The sequence below is a fragment of the Arthrobacter sp. RCC_34 genome (assembly GCF_041360795.1).
Lineage (GTDB): Bacteria > Actinomycetota > Actinomycetes > Actinomycetales > Micrococcaceae > Arthrobacter_E.
Genome location: NZ_JBFUPW010000004.1, coordinates 111148 through 126982, shown reverse-complemented (window position 1 = coordinate 126982; position 15835 = coordinate 111148). Strand labels below are relative to the sequence as shown.

Below are 15835 nucleotides of genomic sequence, written 5' to 3'. Positions count from 1 at the left end.
GGGTGGGGCCGGGACGGCCGTGGCAGGGCCGGTACAGTAGGCATCGTCCGCTGGTGCGGATCACTCGTCCGGAGATCTTTGGGGGTATTTCCATGGGAAGACTGTTCGACGGCCCGGGGCCGGTCCTGCTCATCATCGTCCTGACCCTGGGGGTGGTGGCCGCGCTCGTCATCCTCGCAGTGGTCGCCGGTTCCCGACCCAGTCAGGACGCCGCGTATCTGAACCGGCTGCGGGACGGGCAGCTGACGGTCGAGAGCCAGACGGCGTATCTGCAGGGCGTCGGGCACCGTTCGCAGGCCACCGTGTTCGGGGTGCTCGGCCTGTTCGTCCTGGGGATCGTGTTCGGACCTTTGGCGATCGTGCAGGCCGGCCGGGCCGAGGCTCTCGGCGTGACGGCGACGGCGGGCAAGGTCCTCGGCTGGATCGGCGTCGGTTTCGGTGTGCTCTGGGTGCTGGGGGTCGGCATGGGTCTGGCCGGCCGCTTCGCGAACTACTGAGCGGGTCCGGCTGGGCCGGCCTGCCGGACTGCGGGGCGTCAGCCGCGCCGCGCCTCCGACAGCGTCAGCTCACTGCGGTATTCCACGGGCTTGCCGGACAGCGGATCGACGAAGCGGATCCCGCGGGCCAGCAGCTGGAGCGGACGATCGTAGTCGTCCGGGGCCTGGTCCAGCAGGACCGGGTAGAAGGGGTCATTCAGGATCCCCAGCCCCAGCGACGCCATGTGCACGCGCAGCTGATGCGTCTTCCCGGTGTGCGGCTCCAGGCGGTAGAGGGCGCGCCCGCGGGGGTGGCCGTCGTCGTGCGCTGCTGTCCGGTGCGCCGGCTCGATGACCTCCCGGCGTTCGATGCGCGTCTCCGTGTTCGGCTCACCGTCGACGACCTGCGCCAGCAGGTAATCGCGGGACTTGGTCATCCGGTTGCGGACCAGCGCCGGGAATACCGGGTCGGCGAAGCCGTCCGCGGGGACGACGGCGGACACGCACTCGTACTCCTTCTGGACCTTCCGTTTCTCGAAGAGGACCTGGTACTTCCCTCGTGTCTCCGGATTGGTGGAGAAGAGCAGCACGCCCGCCGTCATGCGGTCGAGGCGGTGCATGGGGATGAGATCCGGGATGTCGAGCAGCTTCCGCAGCCTGACCAGGGCGGACTCCTGGATGTAGGTGCCGCCCGGCGTCGTGGGCAGGAAGTGCGGCTTGTCCACCACGAGCAGGTCGCCGTCCTGATGCAGGATGGACAGCTCGACCGGCAGCCGCTCCTCGGACGGGAGGGTGCGGTAGTACCAGATGAAGGTGTGATCCCGGAGGGGAGTGGTGCGGTCCAGGGGCGCTCCGGACTCGCCGACGATCTCCCCGGCGTCGAAGCGGTCCAGGATCCCCTGCGGGTCGATGTGACCCCAGCGGTGCAGCATGTACTCCAGCGCGGTCTCCCACGGGCCGTCGTGCGGCAGGCGCAGGCGGGTGGCGTTGACGCCGTCGCGGACCGGCAAGGGGGATTTCATCACCGGGACAGTTTAGTGGGCCCGTTGGTCGGCTCGGCACTCGCGTGACCTTGCACTTTCTCGGGCCTCCGGGGTGCGGAACCCCGAGAAAGTGCAATCTCGACGCGGCGCGGACGGCTCATCCGGGGGCTCCCCGACGCGATGGCCGCGGCGTAGGCTGGCGCCATGACCACTTTCAGGCTGGACCATGTGGGTGTGACCGTGCGGGATCTGGACGGCGCCATCGCGTTCTTCGAGGCGATCGGCTTCGAGGTGGAGGGCCGTGCCGAAGTCGGAGGCCCCTGGGCGGACCGGGTCAACGGGCTCGACGGGACTCAGGTGGAGATGGCGATGGTCCGTCCTCCCGGCGGCGGGGAGGGGAAACTCGAGTTCACCCGGTTCATCGCGCCGCCCGCCGAAGGCGACTCCGAAGGCCGCCCGGTGAACACCTACGGTTTCAGCCACGTCTGCTACCAGGTGGATGACGTGCGCGACGTCGTGGCGCGCGCCGAGGCCGCGGGCTACGGCCTCGTGCGCGAACTGGTCAATTACCAGGACGTCTTCCTGCTGGCGTACCTCCGCGGCCCCGAAGGAATCCTGGTCGAGGTCGCCGAAGCGCTCTGAAGCCCCGCGTCTTCTCCCAGCCCCTCCGCCCGCTCCCGCCCCTTCTGATCGACTGCTCCATACGATGCCGTTTTCCGCGATTTCCGGCCCGGAAACGCGTCCTATGGAGCAGTCGATGGCAGGAAGGGAAAAATGTCCTTGACAAGAAAATTTGTCGGTGAAATCATGAAGCCATGAAGGACATCGAAGTGATCGAGGATCCCCAGGTCGCAGAGGTCTCGCTGGACCCGATGCGCTCGCGGATCCTGGAAGCGCTCGTGGAGCCCGCGTCGGCGGCCACGGTCGCCGGACGGATCGGGGCACCTCGTCAGAAGGTGAACTACCACCTGAAGGCGCTCGAATCGGCCGGGCTCGTCCAGCTGGTCGAGGAACGGCGCAAGGGCAATATGACCGAGCGGGTCATGCAGTCCAGTGCCGGCTCCTACCTGATCTCGCCGCTGGCACTGGCCTCCATGGCGCCGAAACCCGAGAAGTACACGGACCGCTTCTCCGCCTTCTGGATGCTCGCCCTCGCCGGGCGGCTCGTCCAGGAGGTGGGCAAGCTGATCGCGGGCGCCGTCGCCGCGCGGAAGCCGCTGGCGACCTTCGCGATCGACGCCGAGCTCAGCTTCGCCAGCGCCCGCGACCGCGCGGAGTTCGCGCAGGAGCTCTCCGCCGTCGTCGACTCCCTCGTGGAGAAGTATCACGACGCCGACACCCCCGGCGCGCGCCGGCACCGCCTGGTGCTCGCGCTGCACCCCGAACTGAAAGCCGGTGGGCAGCCTGCCGCGCCGGCGCACGACATCACCGACACCCCGGACAAGGAGCAGGACCATGAGTGAGAACCGCGAATTCCGCATCGAAGCGACCACCGAGGTAGAAGCCACGCCCGAGCGGGTGTGGGAAGCGATCAACGACGCCACCGCCGCCTGGATGTTCCCCACGGACCAGTGGCCCGCCGAGTACCCCGTCAAGGAGTACCCCACGCATGTGATCTCGAGGATGGACGGCCCGGACGGGTGGTTCAATCAGCTGGAGAACACCATCGAGGCGTTGCCGGGCGGCAAGTCCCGGATCCGCTATGTGCACAGCGGCGTCTTCACGGACGACTGGGACCAGCAGTACGACGGCGCGTCCAAGCACACCCTCTTCTACCAGCACACCCTGGGGCAGTACCTCAAGTACTTCGACGGTCAGCCCGTGGTCTTCACCGACGTCCAGGGTCCTGCCGCTTCGGGTGCCCCCGACGCGTTCGACAAGCTCAAGGAGTCCTTCGGGATCGCCGGCGCTCAGGCCGGGGACAAGGTTGCCGTGAAGGTTCCGGGCGTCGGCGAGCTGAAGGGCGAACTCGACTACGCCAACGAGTGGTTCTTCGGCATCCGCACGGGTGACGCCCTGTACCGCTTCTTCGGCCGGAACCACTTCGGTTCCGTGGTCGGCCTGACGGTCCACGACTTCTCCGGCTCGGGCGATTCCGAAGCCACCGCGGCCGCCTGGGGACGGTACCTCGAGGAGCTCTACTCCTGACGGCCCGCCCTCACCTCTGATCGACTGCTCCATAGGATGTCGTTTTCCGTCGATTTCGGCGGGGAAAAGCATCCTATGGAGCAGTCGATCTCTGTTGGGGGAGGGCTTTGGGGTCCATGGGCGTCAGGCAGCCCAGGCACGTTCGATCGCGTCGAGGGCGGCCAGGTATTGGGCGTCCCGGTCGGCGGTCGGTGATCCCAGGCCGGCCATTTCGAGGCTGACCATCCCGTGGACCTGGGCCCAGATGACCGCGGCCACCTCCTGCGGTGAGCCGTCGCGCAGGGTTCCCCGTTCCTGACCTGCCCGGATGGCGGACAGCAACGGCTGCAGGGTGATCTCGGATTCCGGCTCGGGCGGATCCTGCTGACCTTCCTTGAGATTCAGGAGGCCGCCGAACATGAGCCGGTAGAGGGCGGGGTGGTCCAGCGCCCAGTGCCGATAGGCGATGCCCAAGGCGCGGAGACCGCCGTCGGCGGCCGCCTCCTGCGCGGCGCCGAAGGAGGTGAAGCCGTGGTTCACGACCGCCTGTAGAAGCTGTGCTTTGCCGCCGAAGAGCGAGTAGATCGCGGTGGTCGAGGTGCTCGCGGCCGCGGCGAGGTCGCGGAGTGTGACCCCGCCCGGCCCGCGCTCGGCGACCAGGGCGGCCGTGGTGTCCAGGAGGGTGCGCCGGAGCAGATCGTCATGAATCACAGGTCTTGCCATGTCTGACATTGTTTCATAACCTTGTTTTGTAACAGCGTTACTAAACGGAGGCGTCATGAGTTCCACAGTTTTCCCGGGCCGGTACACGGCGGCCCTGAAGGATCCGACCCTGAAGGATCCAGCCCTGAAGGATCCGGCCGGGCAGGACGACGGGAGTCGCGAGGTGACGGTGTTCCTCATCGGCATGCGGGCGAACCGCTGGTGGAAGCTGGGCCGCATCGCGCAGGTGACGTCCGCCATGCCGAAGATGCTCGCGCACCTGTCGCGCACGCCCGAGGCGGGCATGCTCGGGTTCCACACGTGGTTCGGACGGACCACGATCATCCTCAGCTATTGGGAGAGCCCGGAGCATCTCAATCGCTTCGCGGCGGACCGGGAGGCGCCTCACCTCGAACCGTGGCGCCGCTTCATGAAGGAGCTGGCGGGCACCGGCGACGTCGGGGTCTGGCATGAGACGTACCGGGTCCGGCCCGGTGACTTCGAGACCGTCTACAGCGACATGCCCCGCTTCGGTCTCGCCGCCGCCGCGCAGCACGTTCCGGTGGGGCGAGGGACCGGCACCGCGCGCGAGCGGATCCAGCGCGGCGCCCCCACCCCCGGATCGACTGCTCCCTAGGATGTCGTTCCGGGCCGGAATCGGTGGAAAACGGCATCGTGTGGAGCAGTCGATCGGGTGCGGGGGTCAGGCGATCGCGACGGCGGGTGGCTCCGGAAGCCGTCGGCGCAGGCCCGGGGTGCGGAGCAGCTGCGCCTGCGCGTCCTTGAGGGCCAGGACGCCCCGTTCGAGATCGTCAGCGGGGAGCGTGAACGGGAGCCGCAGGAAGTGCTCGAACGCCCCGCCGACGCCGAACCGCGGCCCGGCCGCCAGGCGCACCCCGCGCTGAGCCGCCAGGAGGGTGAGCGCCGCGCTGCTCACGGCCTCGCCCTGGGCGCCCTGCCGCGGGAGCCGGCACCACACGGACAGGCCACCGTCGGGGACCTCCGTCCGCCACTCGGGGAGGTGCTCCTCGAGGAGGGCGATCAGGGTGTCGCGTTGTCCCCGCAGCTCATTCAGCCGGGGCCCGAGTCCCGGCAGGTCGTGCTGGAGGATGTGCCGGCCCGCCAGTTGCTCGGCGACCGGCCCTCCCAGATCCAGCGGGGTCCGGGCCCGTGCCATGCGCTGGATGTTCTCCGCCGACGACCGGGCCCAGCCGATGCGCAGCCCACCCCAATGGGTCTTGCTGAGGGAGCCGATCGTGACGACGCCGGGCGAGTAGGACCCGAGATGCGGGGGAGCGGTGCCGTCGAAGTCGATGTCCCGCAGGGTCTCGTCGGCGATCAGCACGGTGCCGGACGCCGATGCGGCCCGGGCGACGCGGCGTCGCTGCTCGGCGGGCATGAGGCGGCCGGTGGGATTCTGGAAATCCGGGATGAGGTAGGCCGCGGCGGGCCGGTGCCGCGTGAGGGCCGCCTCGAAGCCGTCGACGTCCCAGCCGTCCGAGAGGGGGAATGCGAGCGGGATGGCCTTGCACTGCCGTGCGCCGATCGCATCCAGCGCGTGGGGGTAGCTGGGGTGTTCCACGAGGACCCGGCTCCCCGGGGCGGCGAACGCTGCGAGGGCGAGTGCCATGGCCTGCTGCGCCCCGCCGGTGACCATGACCTGGTCCATGGTGGTGGGCAGTCCCTCGGCGGTGAACTTCGCGGCGATCGCCTCCCGGAGCTCGGGGAGGCCGTACGAGTCGTAGCCGAAACCGGGAAGCAGGGCGGGAAGCTCGCTGAGCGCCGCCGTGTAGGCCTGGTGAACGGCCGCTCCGTTGGCCGGAAGGCAGGCGTAGGCGAAGTCGACCACGCCATGCGGGGCCCGGAGTCCCGGAGCGTAGTCCGCGCGCGCCGCCCAGGGATCCTCCTCGCCGGTCCGGCTGGGGATCGAGGTGCGGGCGCGTGTGCCCTGCCCGGCCGAGAGGTAACCCTCTTCGCGTAATGCGTTGTAGGCGGCCGTGACGGTGGTGCGGCTGACGCCAAGGGCGAGTGCGAGCGTCCGTTCGCTGGGCAGCGCCGAGTCGAGCGGGAGTCTGCCGTCGAGGATGAGGAGGCGCACGACGTCGGCCAGCTCGCGGTACGCCGGAGCCGTGCCGCGGCGCCACTCGCCGAGAAGTCTGATGAAGACGGTGCCTGAAGTGGCCTGATGCATGAAGCCAGTATTCCAAAGTGGCTATGTTTTTCATAGCCACTTCCTGGGAAAGTGGAACCATGATGTTCCGAAGGATTTCTCAGCTCATTGCCGGACTGGCCTTGTACGGCTTCTCCATCGCCCTCTTCGTCCGCGCCGGACTGGGCACCGCACCCTGGGATGTCCTGCACCGCGGGGTCTCACATCTGACGGGCATCAGCACGGGTGTGGTGATCATCGTGCTGAGCTTCCTGATCCTGCTGCTCTGGATCCCTCTGCGGCAGAAGCCGGGCTGGGGGACGCTTGCCAACGCCGTCCTGGTGGGGCTGTTCGTGGATCTGTCGATGCCGTTCATCCCGCAGGCGGACGGGCTCGTCTGGCAGGTGCTGTTCCTGCTCGGGGCGCTCGTGCTGAACGCTGTGGCGACAGCCTGCTACATCAGTGCGAACTTCGGGCCTGGTGCACGGGACGGGCTCATGACGGGCCTGGCTCGACGCACGGGGTGGCCCCTGTGGCGGTGCCGCACTCTCATCGAGGTGACCGTCGTGGCCATCGGCTGGGCTCTGGGCGGCGTGCTCGGCGTGGGAACGGTCGCGTACGCCTTCGGCATCGGTCCGCTGGTGCAGTGGCTCATGCCGGTCTTCGCTATTCCGGGTGTGCGCCGCACGACCGTCGAGACGAACGACGGGCCCGTGGCCGAGGCGGTGGCGGTTCCGGTGGAGGCTGCGGCGTCGGTGGAGGCTGCGGCGCCCGTGCAGACGACGCGGCCGGCGGAGGCCGGGGCGGCCGGAGTGGCTGAATCGGACGTGGAGCCCAGGGAGACTGTGGAGGCGTCCGCCGTCGAGCGCTTCCCCTCGACTGCTCCGTAGAAGTCCCCTTCGGACCTGGAACGGCACCTTACGGAGCAGTCGATGGGTGCGGGGTCAGTGGCCCCGGTCGATCCATTCCTGCAGATGCGGAGCCTCGGCGCCGATGCTGGTCGAATCACCGTGGCCGGTGTGGACCACCGTCTCGGCCGGAAGCGACAGGAGCCGGTCCCGGATCGAATCGATGATGGTCGGGAAGTCGCTGTAGGACCGTCCCGTGGCGCCGGGGCCACCGGAGAACAGGGTGTCCCCGGTGAAGACGGTGCCGAGGCCGGGTGCGTGGAAGCTCACGGACCCGGGCGAGTGCCCCGGGGTGTGCAGGGCGATGAGCTCGGTGCCGCCGACCTCGAAGCGCTGCCCGTCCGCGATCTCCGCGTCCGGGGTGGTTCCCGGGTACACGGCCTCCCAGAGCATCTGATCCGCCGGGTTCAGGAGCACCGGCGCGTTCACCCGGTCGGCGAACTCGCGGGCGTGCCGGATGTGGTCGTCGTGGCCGTGGGTGAGCAGGACCGCCTGGACCTTCCGGCCCGCGACGGCGTCGGCGATCGCCGCGGCGTCATGCGCGGGATCGATGACCAGCACCTCGGCGTCGTCACCCACGATCCAGACGTTGTTGTCCACGTCCCAGGTGCCGCCGTCCAGGGAGAAGGTTCCGGACGTGACCAGGTGGTCGATGCGGGCGGTCACAGTTCCACCACCGAACGCAGCACTTCGCCGCGGTGCATCTTGTCGAAGGCGGCTTCGACGTCACCGAGGCCGATGCGCTCGGTCACGAAGGCGTCGAGCGGCAGGCGGCCCAACCGGTACTGATCCACGAGCATGGGGAAGTCGCGGCTGGGCAGGCAGTCGCCGTACCAGGACGACTTGAGCGAGCCGCCGCGGCCGAACACATCGAGCAGCGGCAGGTCGAGGGTCATCTCCGGTGTGGGGACGCCGACCAGGACCACACGCCCGGCCAGGTCACGGGCGTAGAAGGCCTGCTTGTAGGTCTCCGGACGGCCGACCGCGTCGATCACGACGTCGGCGCCGAAGCCCCCGGTCAGCTCACGGATGCCCTCGACGGGGTCCGTGTCACCGGAGACGATGCCGTGCGTGGCGCCCAGCGTCTTCGCGAGCTCCACCTTGGCGGGATCCAGGTCGACGGCGATGATCGTCGTCGCGCCGGCCAGCTTGGCGCCCGCGATGGCGGCGATGCCCACGCCCCCGCAGCCGATCACGGCCACCGATTCCCCGCGCTTGACCTCGCCGGTGTTCATGGCGGCGCCGATGCCGGCCATGATGCCGCAGCCGAGGAGGCCGACGGCCGCCGGGTCCACATCATCGTCGATCTTCGTGCACTGACCCGCGGCGACCAGGGTCTTCTCCGCGAACGAGCCGATCCCGAGGGCCGGCGACAGCGGGGTGCCGTCCTGGAGCGTCATCTTCTGGGTGGCGTTGTGCGTGGCGAAGCAGTACTGCGGCTGCCCCTTGGCACACGCGCGGCACGTGCCGCAGACGGCGCGCCAGTTGAGGATGACGCGGTCGCCCGGCTTCAGATCGGTGACGTCCGGGCCGACGGCACTCACGACGGCCGTCGACTCATGACCCAGGAGGTACGGATAGTCGTCCCCGATGCCGCCGAGCTTGTAGTGCAGATCCGTATGGCAGACGCCGCAGCTCAGGACGTCGACGAGCGCCTCCCCGGGGCCCGGGTCCGGCACCAGGATGGTCTCGATGCTCGCGGGAGCACCCTTCTCCCGGACGACGACTGCCTTGACTTCGTGGACGGCTGCGGCCATGAAACACCTCCGGTGCTGTGGGTTGAGCTGTGGGTCGTTCAATGCTGTTCCGAGCCTAGCGAGATCCGCGGTCACCTGTCGCCACGTGACCGCCCAGGTGGACATCCCGTGGGACGGCCGTGTGGACAGTGCACCCCGCTGCCGCGCCCGCGCCGGGAGCTCAGCTGGTCTGGCGGTCGAGGCCGGCCAGATACTCGGCGTTCCCGCGGAGCGCCGCCTCGTACCGGGTGAGTTCCGGGGAGTCGACGTGGTCCGCGAAGAGCGTCAGGGCCGAGGACAAGGCCGCATGATGACGGCCCTGGGCATGCAGCGTCAGCAGCTCGAACACTCCCAGCGAGAGCGAGGACGGGAAACGCTCGCGTCCCGCAGGAACATCTCGGTGGACCTCTCCAGTTCGCCGAGATTCCGGAGGGTGCTCCCGTACTGCAGGTAGCACTTGCGGAGGCTCTCGCCGTCGAGCCCGGCCTCCATGGCCCGCTGGTAGTACCCCTCGGCGACGGACTCCTGGCCATCGGTGTCGTAGGCGCCGCCCACCTGATAGAGCACCTCGGGGTGGTCCGGATGCTCGGCGAGGACCTCCAGGAACGCGTCGATGGTGGGCTGCATGTTCTCCCGGTCTCGTGCCGAGAAGATGGATTCGAGGCGGTCTTCCAGGCTGGTCATGGGGTCCTCCGGGGTGTGGGATCGGTCGGGAGCGGCTGGCACCGCGGGCAGAAGTAGATGACACGGTCCTGTGTCACGCGCGCGGGTCCACGGGACGGGCCGCCTGTTCGGCCGACGGCCGGGCCCCCGGTCAAGGTGCCCGGCTCGCCGAGCGAGCCTTCCCGGATGGGTGTCCGGCACCGCAGGCAGGGCTGACGGGTCCGCCCGTACACGTGGTAGCGGGGCCAGGATCCTCCGCCCGCGGGGCGGATGCCTTGCGGCAGCGACGTCGTCTGCCGGGCCGGGGTTTCGCGGTTCATGTCGAGGAGCCGATGGGCCTCCGTCACGACGGCGGTCAGGTCCAGCGTGCCGTCAGGAATCTCCGCGCGGTCCAGGAGGGCCTGCACAGGGGTCGCAGGGTGGAGCCCGGCCAGGAAACAGAGCTCGTTCCGGTAGATGTTCCCGATCCCCGCCATCACCCGCTGGTCCAGCAGCGCCAGGCCCAGCGGCCGGGCCGGCTCGGCCCGCAGGTTCGCCTCGGCTGTCGCGGGGTCCCAGTCCGGTCCCAGCAGATCGGGACCGAGGTGACCGACCACGCTGGACTCGGCGGACGTCTTCAGCACTTCGAGGATGCCGAGGGAGAACCCGACGGCGGAGCCCCGTTCGGTGCGCAGGACCACCCGGGCGGTGTGGCCGGGTTTCCGCCAGCGCTCGCCCGGCTCGTAGCACTGCCACGCGCCCTCCATCTTGAGGTGCGAGTGGATCGTCAGTCCCTCACGGGCAACGCCTTCCGGCGGGGAGAGCCGGTGCAGGAGGTGCTTGCCGCGGGCCACGACCTCGTCGGTGCGCCACCCGCTCAGGTCCAGCGTGGCGAAGCGAGGCACGCGGAAATCGCTGGCGAGGAGCGTGGTGCCGCGCAGGAAGGCATCCAGCAGGGACGCGGCGCGCCAGACGGAATCCCCCTCAGGCACGGATCCTCACTCCCCGGGGCGTTGAGTAGGCGCCAGCGGCGAGGAACGCGGCGGCCAGCGGGGTGTCGAGGAGGTCCCGGCCGTTGACCTTCTCCATCGCGAGACGGTCCACCGCGCCGCGCCGGACCGTCGTGACGAGCGAGGACGCGGCCTCGGTCAGCAGGGCCTCGTCCTCCGTGAAGCTGAGGAGAGTCTTTCCGCCCCGCTCGACGTACAGGATCAGACGCCCGTCCACGAGAACCACGAGGGCACCCGCCTTCCGGCCGGGCCGGTGCCCGCTGGCCGCGCCGTCGAGCGTCGGCCAGGTCAGGGCCGCGCCGTAGGGGTTGGCCGGGTCCGTCGCGGCGAGCGTCACCGCGGTGTGCGGGCGGTCCTCCGCGGCCAGGATGGTGCCGTCTTCGGAGAACGACCGCAGCCGGTCCACCGTGGCGGGGACGGAGAACTGGGCGGCCCCGAGTTTCTCGATGAAGTAGCCCCTGCGGGTCCGGCCGCTCTCCTCGAGTTTGCTGAGGATGCGGTAGAGGAGGGCGAACCCGCCCTGCACCTGTTCGGAGACGACGGAGCCGCGGGTCAGGACGCCGTAGCGGTCCAGGAGCAGCTCGGCCAGTGCGTGTGCGCGGACCGTGGGGTCGAGCGGCTGCGGCATGACCGCGGACCAGCGTCCCGCGCCGAGGGGAGGCACCGTGGCCATCCCGGGACCGTCCAGCCCGGCGCCGGGGAATCCGCCGGCGCCGCCGAGACGCGAGCGGCGGAGCGGCCGCGCGCGGGATGGCCTGGGCGCCTGCTTGTGCGCGGTCCCGCCTCCTGCAAGGAGCGCACGGACCGGCGCGAACGTGTCCCCGGTGACGCGCCCGGCCCAGACCAGACCCCAGAGCTCCGCGATCATCTCCTCATCCGTGAGCACGGCATCGAGGCCTCCCGCGCTCTCCTTGAGCGGACGGAAGAAGTACGCGCCGCCGCCGGCGAGGTGCTCCAGGAGGCGTTCCTGAGGCGCCGTCGGCTCGAATTCGAGCGCAGGATTCACGGTCAGCGCCGCGGATTCCGCCAGGTGGAGGCTGATCCAGCCGTCGTTGCCGGGAAGTGACGCGGTGCCGGTCCAGAGCACTTCTCCGCTCGCCATGAGTTCGTCCAGGAGAGTCGGGGCGTAATCGCGGATGCGGGCAGGGAGCACCAGGGTCTCCCAGGCGGAGGCCGGGATGGGGACTCCGGCGAGCTGGTCCACCACGGTCAGGACGCCGTCGAGGCCCCGGAGAGCCGCGGGGCTGCGGGACGTGCCGACGTGCTGCCAGGACGGGAGGAATCGGCCGAATGCCTGGGCGTCCACTGGCTCCACCTCCGCGCGCAAGGCGGCGAGCGAACGACGGCGGAGCCTCCGGAGCACCTCGGCGTCACACCACTCCTGCCCACCGACCAGGCGGGCCGTCTCGCCGGTGGACGCGCCGCCGGGAAGGCTCGGGTCCGGGAACGCCTCGCTGTGGCTGACGCCCGCGGCATCGTCCGAGGCTTCTTCCGCGGGTGCCGCGCCGGGCCCGGAGACCAGTTCGGGATGCGGCCGGAATTCGCCCTCCACCACCCGGCCGTCGGTGGCCAGCCGTTTGAGGACGGACAGCACCACAGCGGTTCCGAGGCCGAGATGGGTGGCGAGTTCCGCCGTCGTGAAGGGGCCGTGCGTGCGGGCGTAGCGGCCCACCAGGTCACCGAGCGGATCGGCCACCGGTTCGAGGAAGGCGAGGGGGACACCCATCGGGAGCGGCACGCCGAGCCCGTCACGCAGCCGGGCGGAGTCCTCCACCGCGGCCAGATGTTCGCGGCCCCGCAGGCTGAAACGCAGCGCTCGGCCCGTCGCGACCAGCTGTCGCGCATGCTCCCCGGCGTCCTGCGGATCCTGCAGACGTTCCGCGATCTCCGGCACGGTGAGCGGGCCGAGGAGCCGGAGCAGATCGGCCGTTCCTTCGATGCCGCGCAGCCGGCGGTCCGGCAGGAGCCGCTGCAGTTCCAGCCCGGTCTGTTCGACCACGGCCGGGTCGAGCAGCTCGCGCAGTTCGACGCGCCCCAGGAGCTCGTTGAGCAGTCCGGAGTCCAGGGACAGGGCCGCGGCCCGGCGCTCCGCGAGCGGGGAGTCGCCCTCGTACAGGAACTGGGCGACGTAGCCGAAGAGGAGGCTGCGGGCGAACGGGGACGGCTGGGATGTGGTGGTCTCGGAGATCTGGATCTCGCGGCGTTCGATGCGCCCAGCCACGTCCTGGAGGGCAGGCAGGTCGTAGACGTCCTGGAGACATTCGCGCACGGTTTCCAGGACGATGGGGAACTGCGGGTACTTCTTCGCCACGTCCAGCAATTGCGCGGCGCGCTGGCGCTGCTGCCAGAGGGGCTGCCGTTTGCCGGGCGTCTGCCGCGGGAGCAGAAGCGCACGCGCGGCGCACTCGCGGAACCGTGAGGCGAAGAGGGCGCTGCCGCCCACCTCCTCCGTGACGATCCGTTCGAGTTCCTCGGGTTCGAAGAGGAACAGTTCCGCCCCCGGCGGTTCGTCCTCCATGAGGGGCACGCGCAGCACGATGCCGTCGTCGGCGGCCATGACCGAGCCGTCCAGCCCGTACCGCTCCTGCAGTCTGCGGCCCACGGCCAGGGCCCAAGGCGCGTGCACCGGCATGCCGAACGGGCTGTGCAGGACCACGCGCCAATCGCCCAGTTCGTCGTGGAAACGCTCGACGAGCAGGGCGCGGTCGTTCGGCACCACCGTGGTGGACTGCTGCTGTTCGGTCAGATAGGCCACGAGATTACCCGCGGCGTAGGAGTCCAGACCGATGCCTTCGCAGCGCGCGACGGCGGCAGATTCGTCCGCGCCGGACACCTCCCGGATGAAGGCGCCGAGCGCCTGTCCCAGTTCGAGGGGACGCCCCAGGGAGTCGCCTTTCCAGAACGGCAGCTTGCCCGGCTGGCCGAAGGCCGGTGTGACGAGGACCCGGTCGAAGGTGATGTCCTCGATCCGCCAGCTCGTGGCGCCGAGCGCGAAGACGTCGCCCACGCGGGACTCGTAGACCATCTCCTCGTCCAGCTCGCCGACGCGCTTGCTGGACTTCGAATCCTCTTCGCCCACCAGGTAGACGCCGAACAGGCCGCGGTCCGGGATGGTTCCGCCGGACACCACGGCCAGGCGCTGTGCCCCGGGCCGTCCCTCGATGGTCCCGGCGTTCCGGTCCCAGATGATGCGCGGCCTGAGCTCGGAGAACTCATCGCTCGGGTACCGCCCGGCGAGCAGATCCAGGGTCGCGTTGAAGGCCCCGCGGGGCAGCGCCGAGAAGGGCGCGGAGCGGCGGACGACGGAGAACCACTGTTCGACGTCGATCGGCCCCAGCGCCGTCGCCGCGACCGTCTGCTGGGCCAGGATGTCCAGGGGATTCTGGGGGATGCTGAGCCGCTCGATCTTGCCCGCGGTCATGCGTTCGACGGTCACGGCCGTGTGCAGCAGATCGGCGCGGTGCTTGGGGAACAGGACGCCCTGGCTGACCTCGCCCACCTGGTGCCCGGCGCGGCCGACGCGCTGGAGGGCGCTCGCGACCGACGGCGGCGACTCGACCTGGATGACCAGGTCCACGGCGCCCATGTCGATGCCGAGTTCCAGGCTGGACGTCGCGACGACGCAGCGCAGCCGTCCGGACTTCAGATCGTCCTCGATCTGCGCGCGCTGTTCTTTCGACACCGAGCCGTGGTGCGCGCGGGCCAGGATCGGTTCGGCGCCGGCGGTCTGGCCGGCCTGGGCCATCATGTGGGCGGGTGTCGCGGTCGACGCCTGGGTACCGTTCCGTGAGTGCTCGCCTTCCCGCAGACGCTCGACGGCGGCCGCGACCGCCTCCGCCGCCGGGCGGGGGAGGCGGTCGTCGGGCAGCCCGTCGTCCGGCAGCCCGCCGTCGAACCCGTCCTCGTCTGCTCCCTCCACCCAGGCGCTTTCGACCTGGCGCTCCGCATAGATCTCGTTGAGCCGCGCGGTGAGCCGTTCGGCGAGGCGCCGGGAGTTCGCGAAGACGATCGTGGACCGGCGGGCCAGCACGTGGTCCACGATCTTCTCCTCGACATGAGGCCAGATCGAAGCCTGTGGCTGGAGGCCCGACGCCGGCCCGAGGTCGTGGGCGGAGGCCGCCGCCGGGAGGTCCGACATGTCCTCCACCGGCACGCTCACCGTCAGTTCCCACGTCTTCGACGCCGGAGGGGCCACGACGGACACGGGGGACTCGCCGCCGAGGAACCGTGCGACGAGGTCCCGGGGTTCCACGGTGGCGGACAGACCGATCCGCTGGGCGGGGCGGTCCAGCAGGGCGTCGAGCCGTTCGAGCGACACCGCCAGATGGGCCCCGCGCTTGGTGCCGGCCACCGCGTGCACTTCGTCGAGGATGATCGTGTCCACGTCTGTGAGCGTCTCCCGCGCGCTGGACGTCAGCATGAGGAAGAGGGACTCGGGCGTGGTGATGAGGATGTCCGGCGGATGGCTCAGCAGCTTGCGGCGTTCGTTCGCGGGGGTGTCACCGGAGCGGACGCCTACACTCACGTTCGGCGCGGGCAGCCCCAGGCCCTTGGCTGTCTGGGTGATGCCGATCAGAGGGGCGCGGAGGTTGCGTTCCACATCCACGCCGAGCGCTTTCAGCGGGGAGATGTAGAGGACTTTGGTGCGGGACTTGGCCTTCCCTTTCGCGGCCGGCTTCCCCGTCGCAGACAGATCCGGCGTCGGCAGGTCCGGGATGTCCAGCGTGCCATCTTGAGGAGGAGCGGCGGGGGCCGTGTCCCCGTCCCCGGCGAGCGGACCGTGGATCAGCCGGTCCAGGGCCCACAGGAACGCCGCGAGGGTCTTGCCGGAACCGGTGGGCGCGACCACCAGGGCGTGATGGCCCTGGGAAATCGCGTGCCAGGCCTCCTCCTGCACCCGGGTCGGCGCGGCGAACGCCCCCAGGAACCACTGGCGCGTGGCCTTCCCGAAGCGCGACAGAACCTCCGCGGGAGCCTTCCCGGCGGCGTCCTTCAGGGCTTCGTCTGACATGGGACCATCTTGCCGTAGGGGTCTGACAGAAATTGCACGCCGCCTCTCCGGGCCGCTGAGCGGCGGCCCGGAGAGGCGAAGTCGCGGGAAT

At 70.0% G+C, this 15835-nt stretch carries 14 protein-coding genes; 6 read left to right on the top strand and 8 right to left on the bottom strand.

The features are described 5' to 3' along the window. Window positions 1-92: 92 nt before the first annotated feature. A complete protein-coding gene (locus AB6732_RS14935) occupies window positions 93-497 on the top strand; it encodes a hypothetical protein (protein WP_370960690.1) in 405 nt (134 codons plus the stop codon). Between the two features lie 38 nt (window positions 498-535). On the opposite strand, the gene AB6732_RS14930 is transcribed toward AB6732_RS14935, so the two are convergent. Then, complete coding sequence (locus AB6732_RS14930) at window positions 536-1498, bottom strand: pseudouridine synthase (protein WP_370960689.1); 963 nt, start codon at window positions 1496-1498, stop codon at window positions 536-538. A 165-nt stretch (window positions 1499-1663) separates the two neighbouring features. Between AB6732_RS14930 and AB6732_RS14925 the strand changes: the two genes are divergently transcribed. The 3 genes from AB6732_RS14925 (at window position 1664) to AB6732_RS14915 (ending at window position 3607) form a co-directional block, all read left to right on the top strand. Next, window positions 1664-2101, top strand: a complete 438-nt coding sequence (locus tag AB6732_RS14925) for a VOC family protein (RefSeq protein WP_370960688.1) — start codon at window positions 1664-1666, stop codon at window positions 2099-2101. Between the two features lie 173 nt (window positions 2102-2274). Beyond that, window positions 2275-2922, top strand: a complete 648-nt coding sequence (locus AB6732_RS14920) for a helix-turn-helix domain-containing protein (protein ID WP_370960687.1) — start codon at window positions 2275-2277, stop codon at window positions 2920-2922. Continuing rightward, window positions 2915-3607: an SRPBCC domain-containing protein gene (locus AB6732_RS14915; RefSeq protein ID WP_370960686.1), complete on the top strand. Its 693-nt coding sequence runs from the start codon at window positions 2915-2917 to the stop codon at window positions 3605-3607. The genes AB6732_RS14920 and AB6732_RS14915 overlap by 8 nt, the downstream gene beginning before the upstream one ends. A gap of 123 nt (window positions 3608-3730) precedes the next feature. Here AB6732_RS14915 and AB6732_RS14910 read toward each other — a convergent pair whose 3' ends face one another. After that, window positions 3731-4309 carry a WHG domain-containing protein gene (locus AB6732_RS14910; RefSeq protein ID WP_370960685.1) on the bottom strand — a complete coding sequence of 193 codons (579 nt, stop codon included), beginning with the start codon at window positions 4307-4309 and terminating at the stop codon, window positions 3731-3733. A gap of 55 nt (window positions 4310-4364) precedes the next feature. On the opposite strand from AB6732_RS14910, the gene AB6732_RS14905 reads away from it, so the two are divergent. Continuing rightward, window positions 4365-4925 carry a DUF4188 domain-containing protein gene (locus AB6732_RS14905; RefSeq protein WP_370960684.1) on the top strand — a complete coding sequence of 187 codons (561 nt, stop codon included), beginning with the start codon at window positions 4365-4367 and terminating at the stop codon, window positions 4923-4925. Window positions 4926-4991: 66 nt separating this feature from the next. On the opposite strand, the gene AB6732_RS14900 is transcribed toward AB6732_RS14905, so the two are convergent. Beyond that, window positions 4992-6479 (bottom strand): PLP-dependent aminotransferase family protein, encoded by a 1488-nt coding sequence (locus tag AB6732_RS14900; protein ID WP_370960683.1) that lies wholly within the window; start codon window positions 6477-6479, stop codon window positions 4992-4994. Between the two features lie 59 nt (window positions 6480-6538). On the opposite strand from AB6732_RS14900, the gene AB6732_RS14895 reads away from it, so the two are divergent. Further along, a complete protein-coding gene (locus AB6732_RS14895; RefSeq protein ID WP_370960682.1) occupies window positions 6539-7327 on the top strand; it encodes a YitT family protein in 789 nt (262 codons plus the stop codon). A gap of 54 nt (window positions 7328-7381) precedes the next feature. Here AB6732_RS14895 and AB6732_RS14890 read toward each other — a convergent pair whose 3' ends face one another. The 5 genes from AB6732_RS14890 to AB6732_RS14870 form a co-directional block, all read right to left on the bottom strand. Next, the gene (locus AB6732_RS14890; protein ID WP_066214845.1) at window positions 7382-8011 is read right to left on the bottom strand and encodes an MBL fold metallo-hydrolase; all 630 of its coding nucleotides are present in this window, start codon (window positions 8009-8011) and stop codon (window positions 7382-7384) included. Continuing rightward, a complete protein-coding gene (locus AB6732_RS14885; protein ID WP_066214847.1) occupies window positions 8008-9102 on the bottom strand; it encodes an S-(hydroxymethyl)mycothiol dehydrogenase in 1095 nt (364 codons plus the stop codon). The genes AB6732_RS14890 and AB6732_RS14885 overlap by 4 nt, the downstream gene beginning before the upstream one ends. Window positions 9103-9414: 312 nt before the next feature. Further along, window positions 9415-9765, bottom strand: coding sequence for a tetratricopeptide repeat protein (locus AB6732_RS14880; protein WP_370960681.1), 351 nt, complete (start codon window positions 9763-9765; stop codon window positions 9415-9417). Continuing rightward, a complete protein-coding gene (locus AB6732_RS14875) occupies window positions 9762-10715 on the bottom strand; it encodes a DNA-formamidopyrimidine glycosylase family protein (protein WP_370960680.1) in 954 nt (317 codons plus the stop codon). Before AB6732_RS14875 ends, AB6732_RS14880 begins: the two co-directional genes overlap by 4 nt. Then, window positions 10708-15744, bottom strand: coding sequence for a DNA glycosylase AlkZ-like family protein (locus tag AB6732_RS14870; RefSeq protein WP_370960679.1), 5037 nt, complete (start codon window positions 15742-15744; stop codon window positions 10708-10710). The genes AB6732_RS14875 and AB6732_RS14870 overlap by 8 nt, the downstream gene beginning before the upstream one ends. Window positions 15745-15835 lie beyond the last annotated feature (91 nt).

Bases quoted from the DNA above. Each gene is read 5' to 3' on its own strand.
- AB6732_RS14935 (WP_370960690.1), top strand. From the start codon at position 93: ATGGGAAGACTGTTCGACGGCCCGGGGCCGGTCCTGCTCATCATCGTC.
- AB6732_RS14930 (WP_370960689.1), bottom strand. From the start codon at position 1,498: ATGAAATCCCCCTTGCCGGTCCGCGACGGCGTCAACGCCACCCGCCTG.
- AB6732_RS14925 (WP_370960688.1), top strand. From the start codon at position 1,664: ATGACCACTTTCAGGCTGGACCATGTGGGTGTGACCGTGCGGGATCTG.
- AB6732_RS14920 (WP_370960687.1), top strand. From the start codon at position 2,275: ATGAAGGACATCGAAGTGATCGAGGATCCCCAGGTCGCAGAGGTCTCG.
- AB6732_RS14915 (WP_370960686.1), top strand. From the start codon at position 2,915: ATGAGTGAGAACCGCGAATTCCGCATCGAAGCGACCACCGAGGTAGAA.
- AB6732_RS14910 (WP_370960685.1), bottom strand. From the start codon at position 4,309: ATGGCAAGACCTGTGATTCATGACGATCTGCTCCGGCGCACCCTCCTG.
- AB6732_RS14905 (WP_370960684.1), top strand. From the start codon at position 4,365: ATGAGTTCCACAGTTTTCCCGGGCCGGTACACGGCGGCCCTGAAGGAT.
- AB6732_RS14900 (WP_370960683.1), bottom strand. From the start codon at position 6,479: ATGCATCAGGCCACTTCAGGCACCGTCTTCATCAGACTTCTCGGCGAG.
- AB6732_RS14895 (WP_370960682.1), top strand. From the start codon at position 6,539: ATGATGTTCCGAAGGATTTCTCAGCTCATTGCCGGACTGGCCTTGTAC.
- AB6732_RS14885 (WP_066214847.1), bottom strand. From the start codon at position 9,102: ATGGCCGCAGCCGTCCACGAAGTCAAGGCAGTCGTCGTCCGGGAGAAG.
- AB6732_RS14880 (WP_370960681.1), bottom strand. From the start codon at position 9,765: ATGACCAGCCTGGAAGACCGCCTCGAATCCATCTTCTCGGCACGAGAC.
- AB6732_RS14870 (WP_370960679.1), bottom strand. From the start codon at position 15,744: ATGTCAGACGAAGCCCTGAAGGACGCCGCCGGGAAGGCTCCCGCGGAG.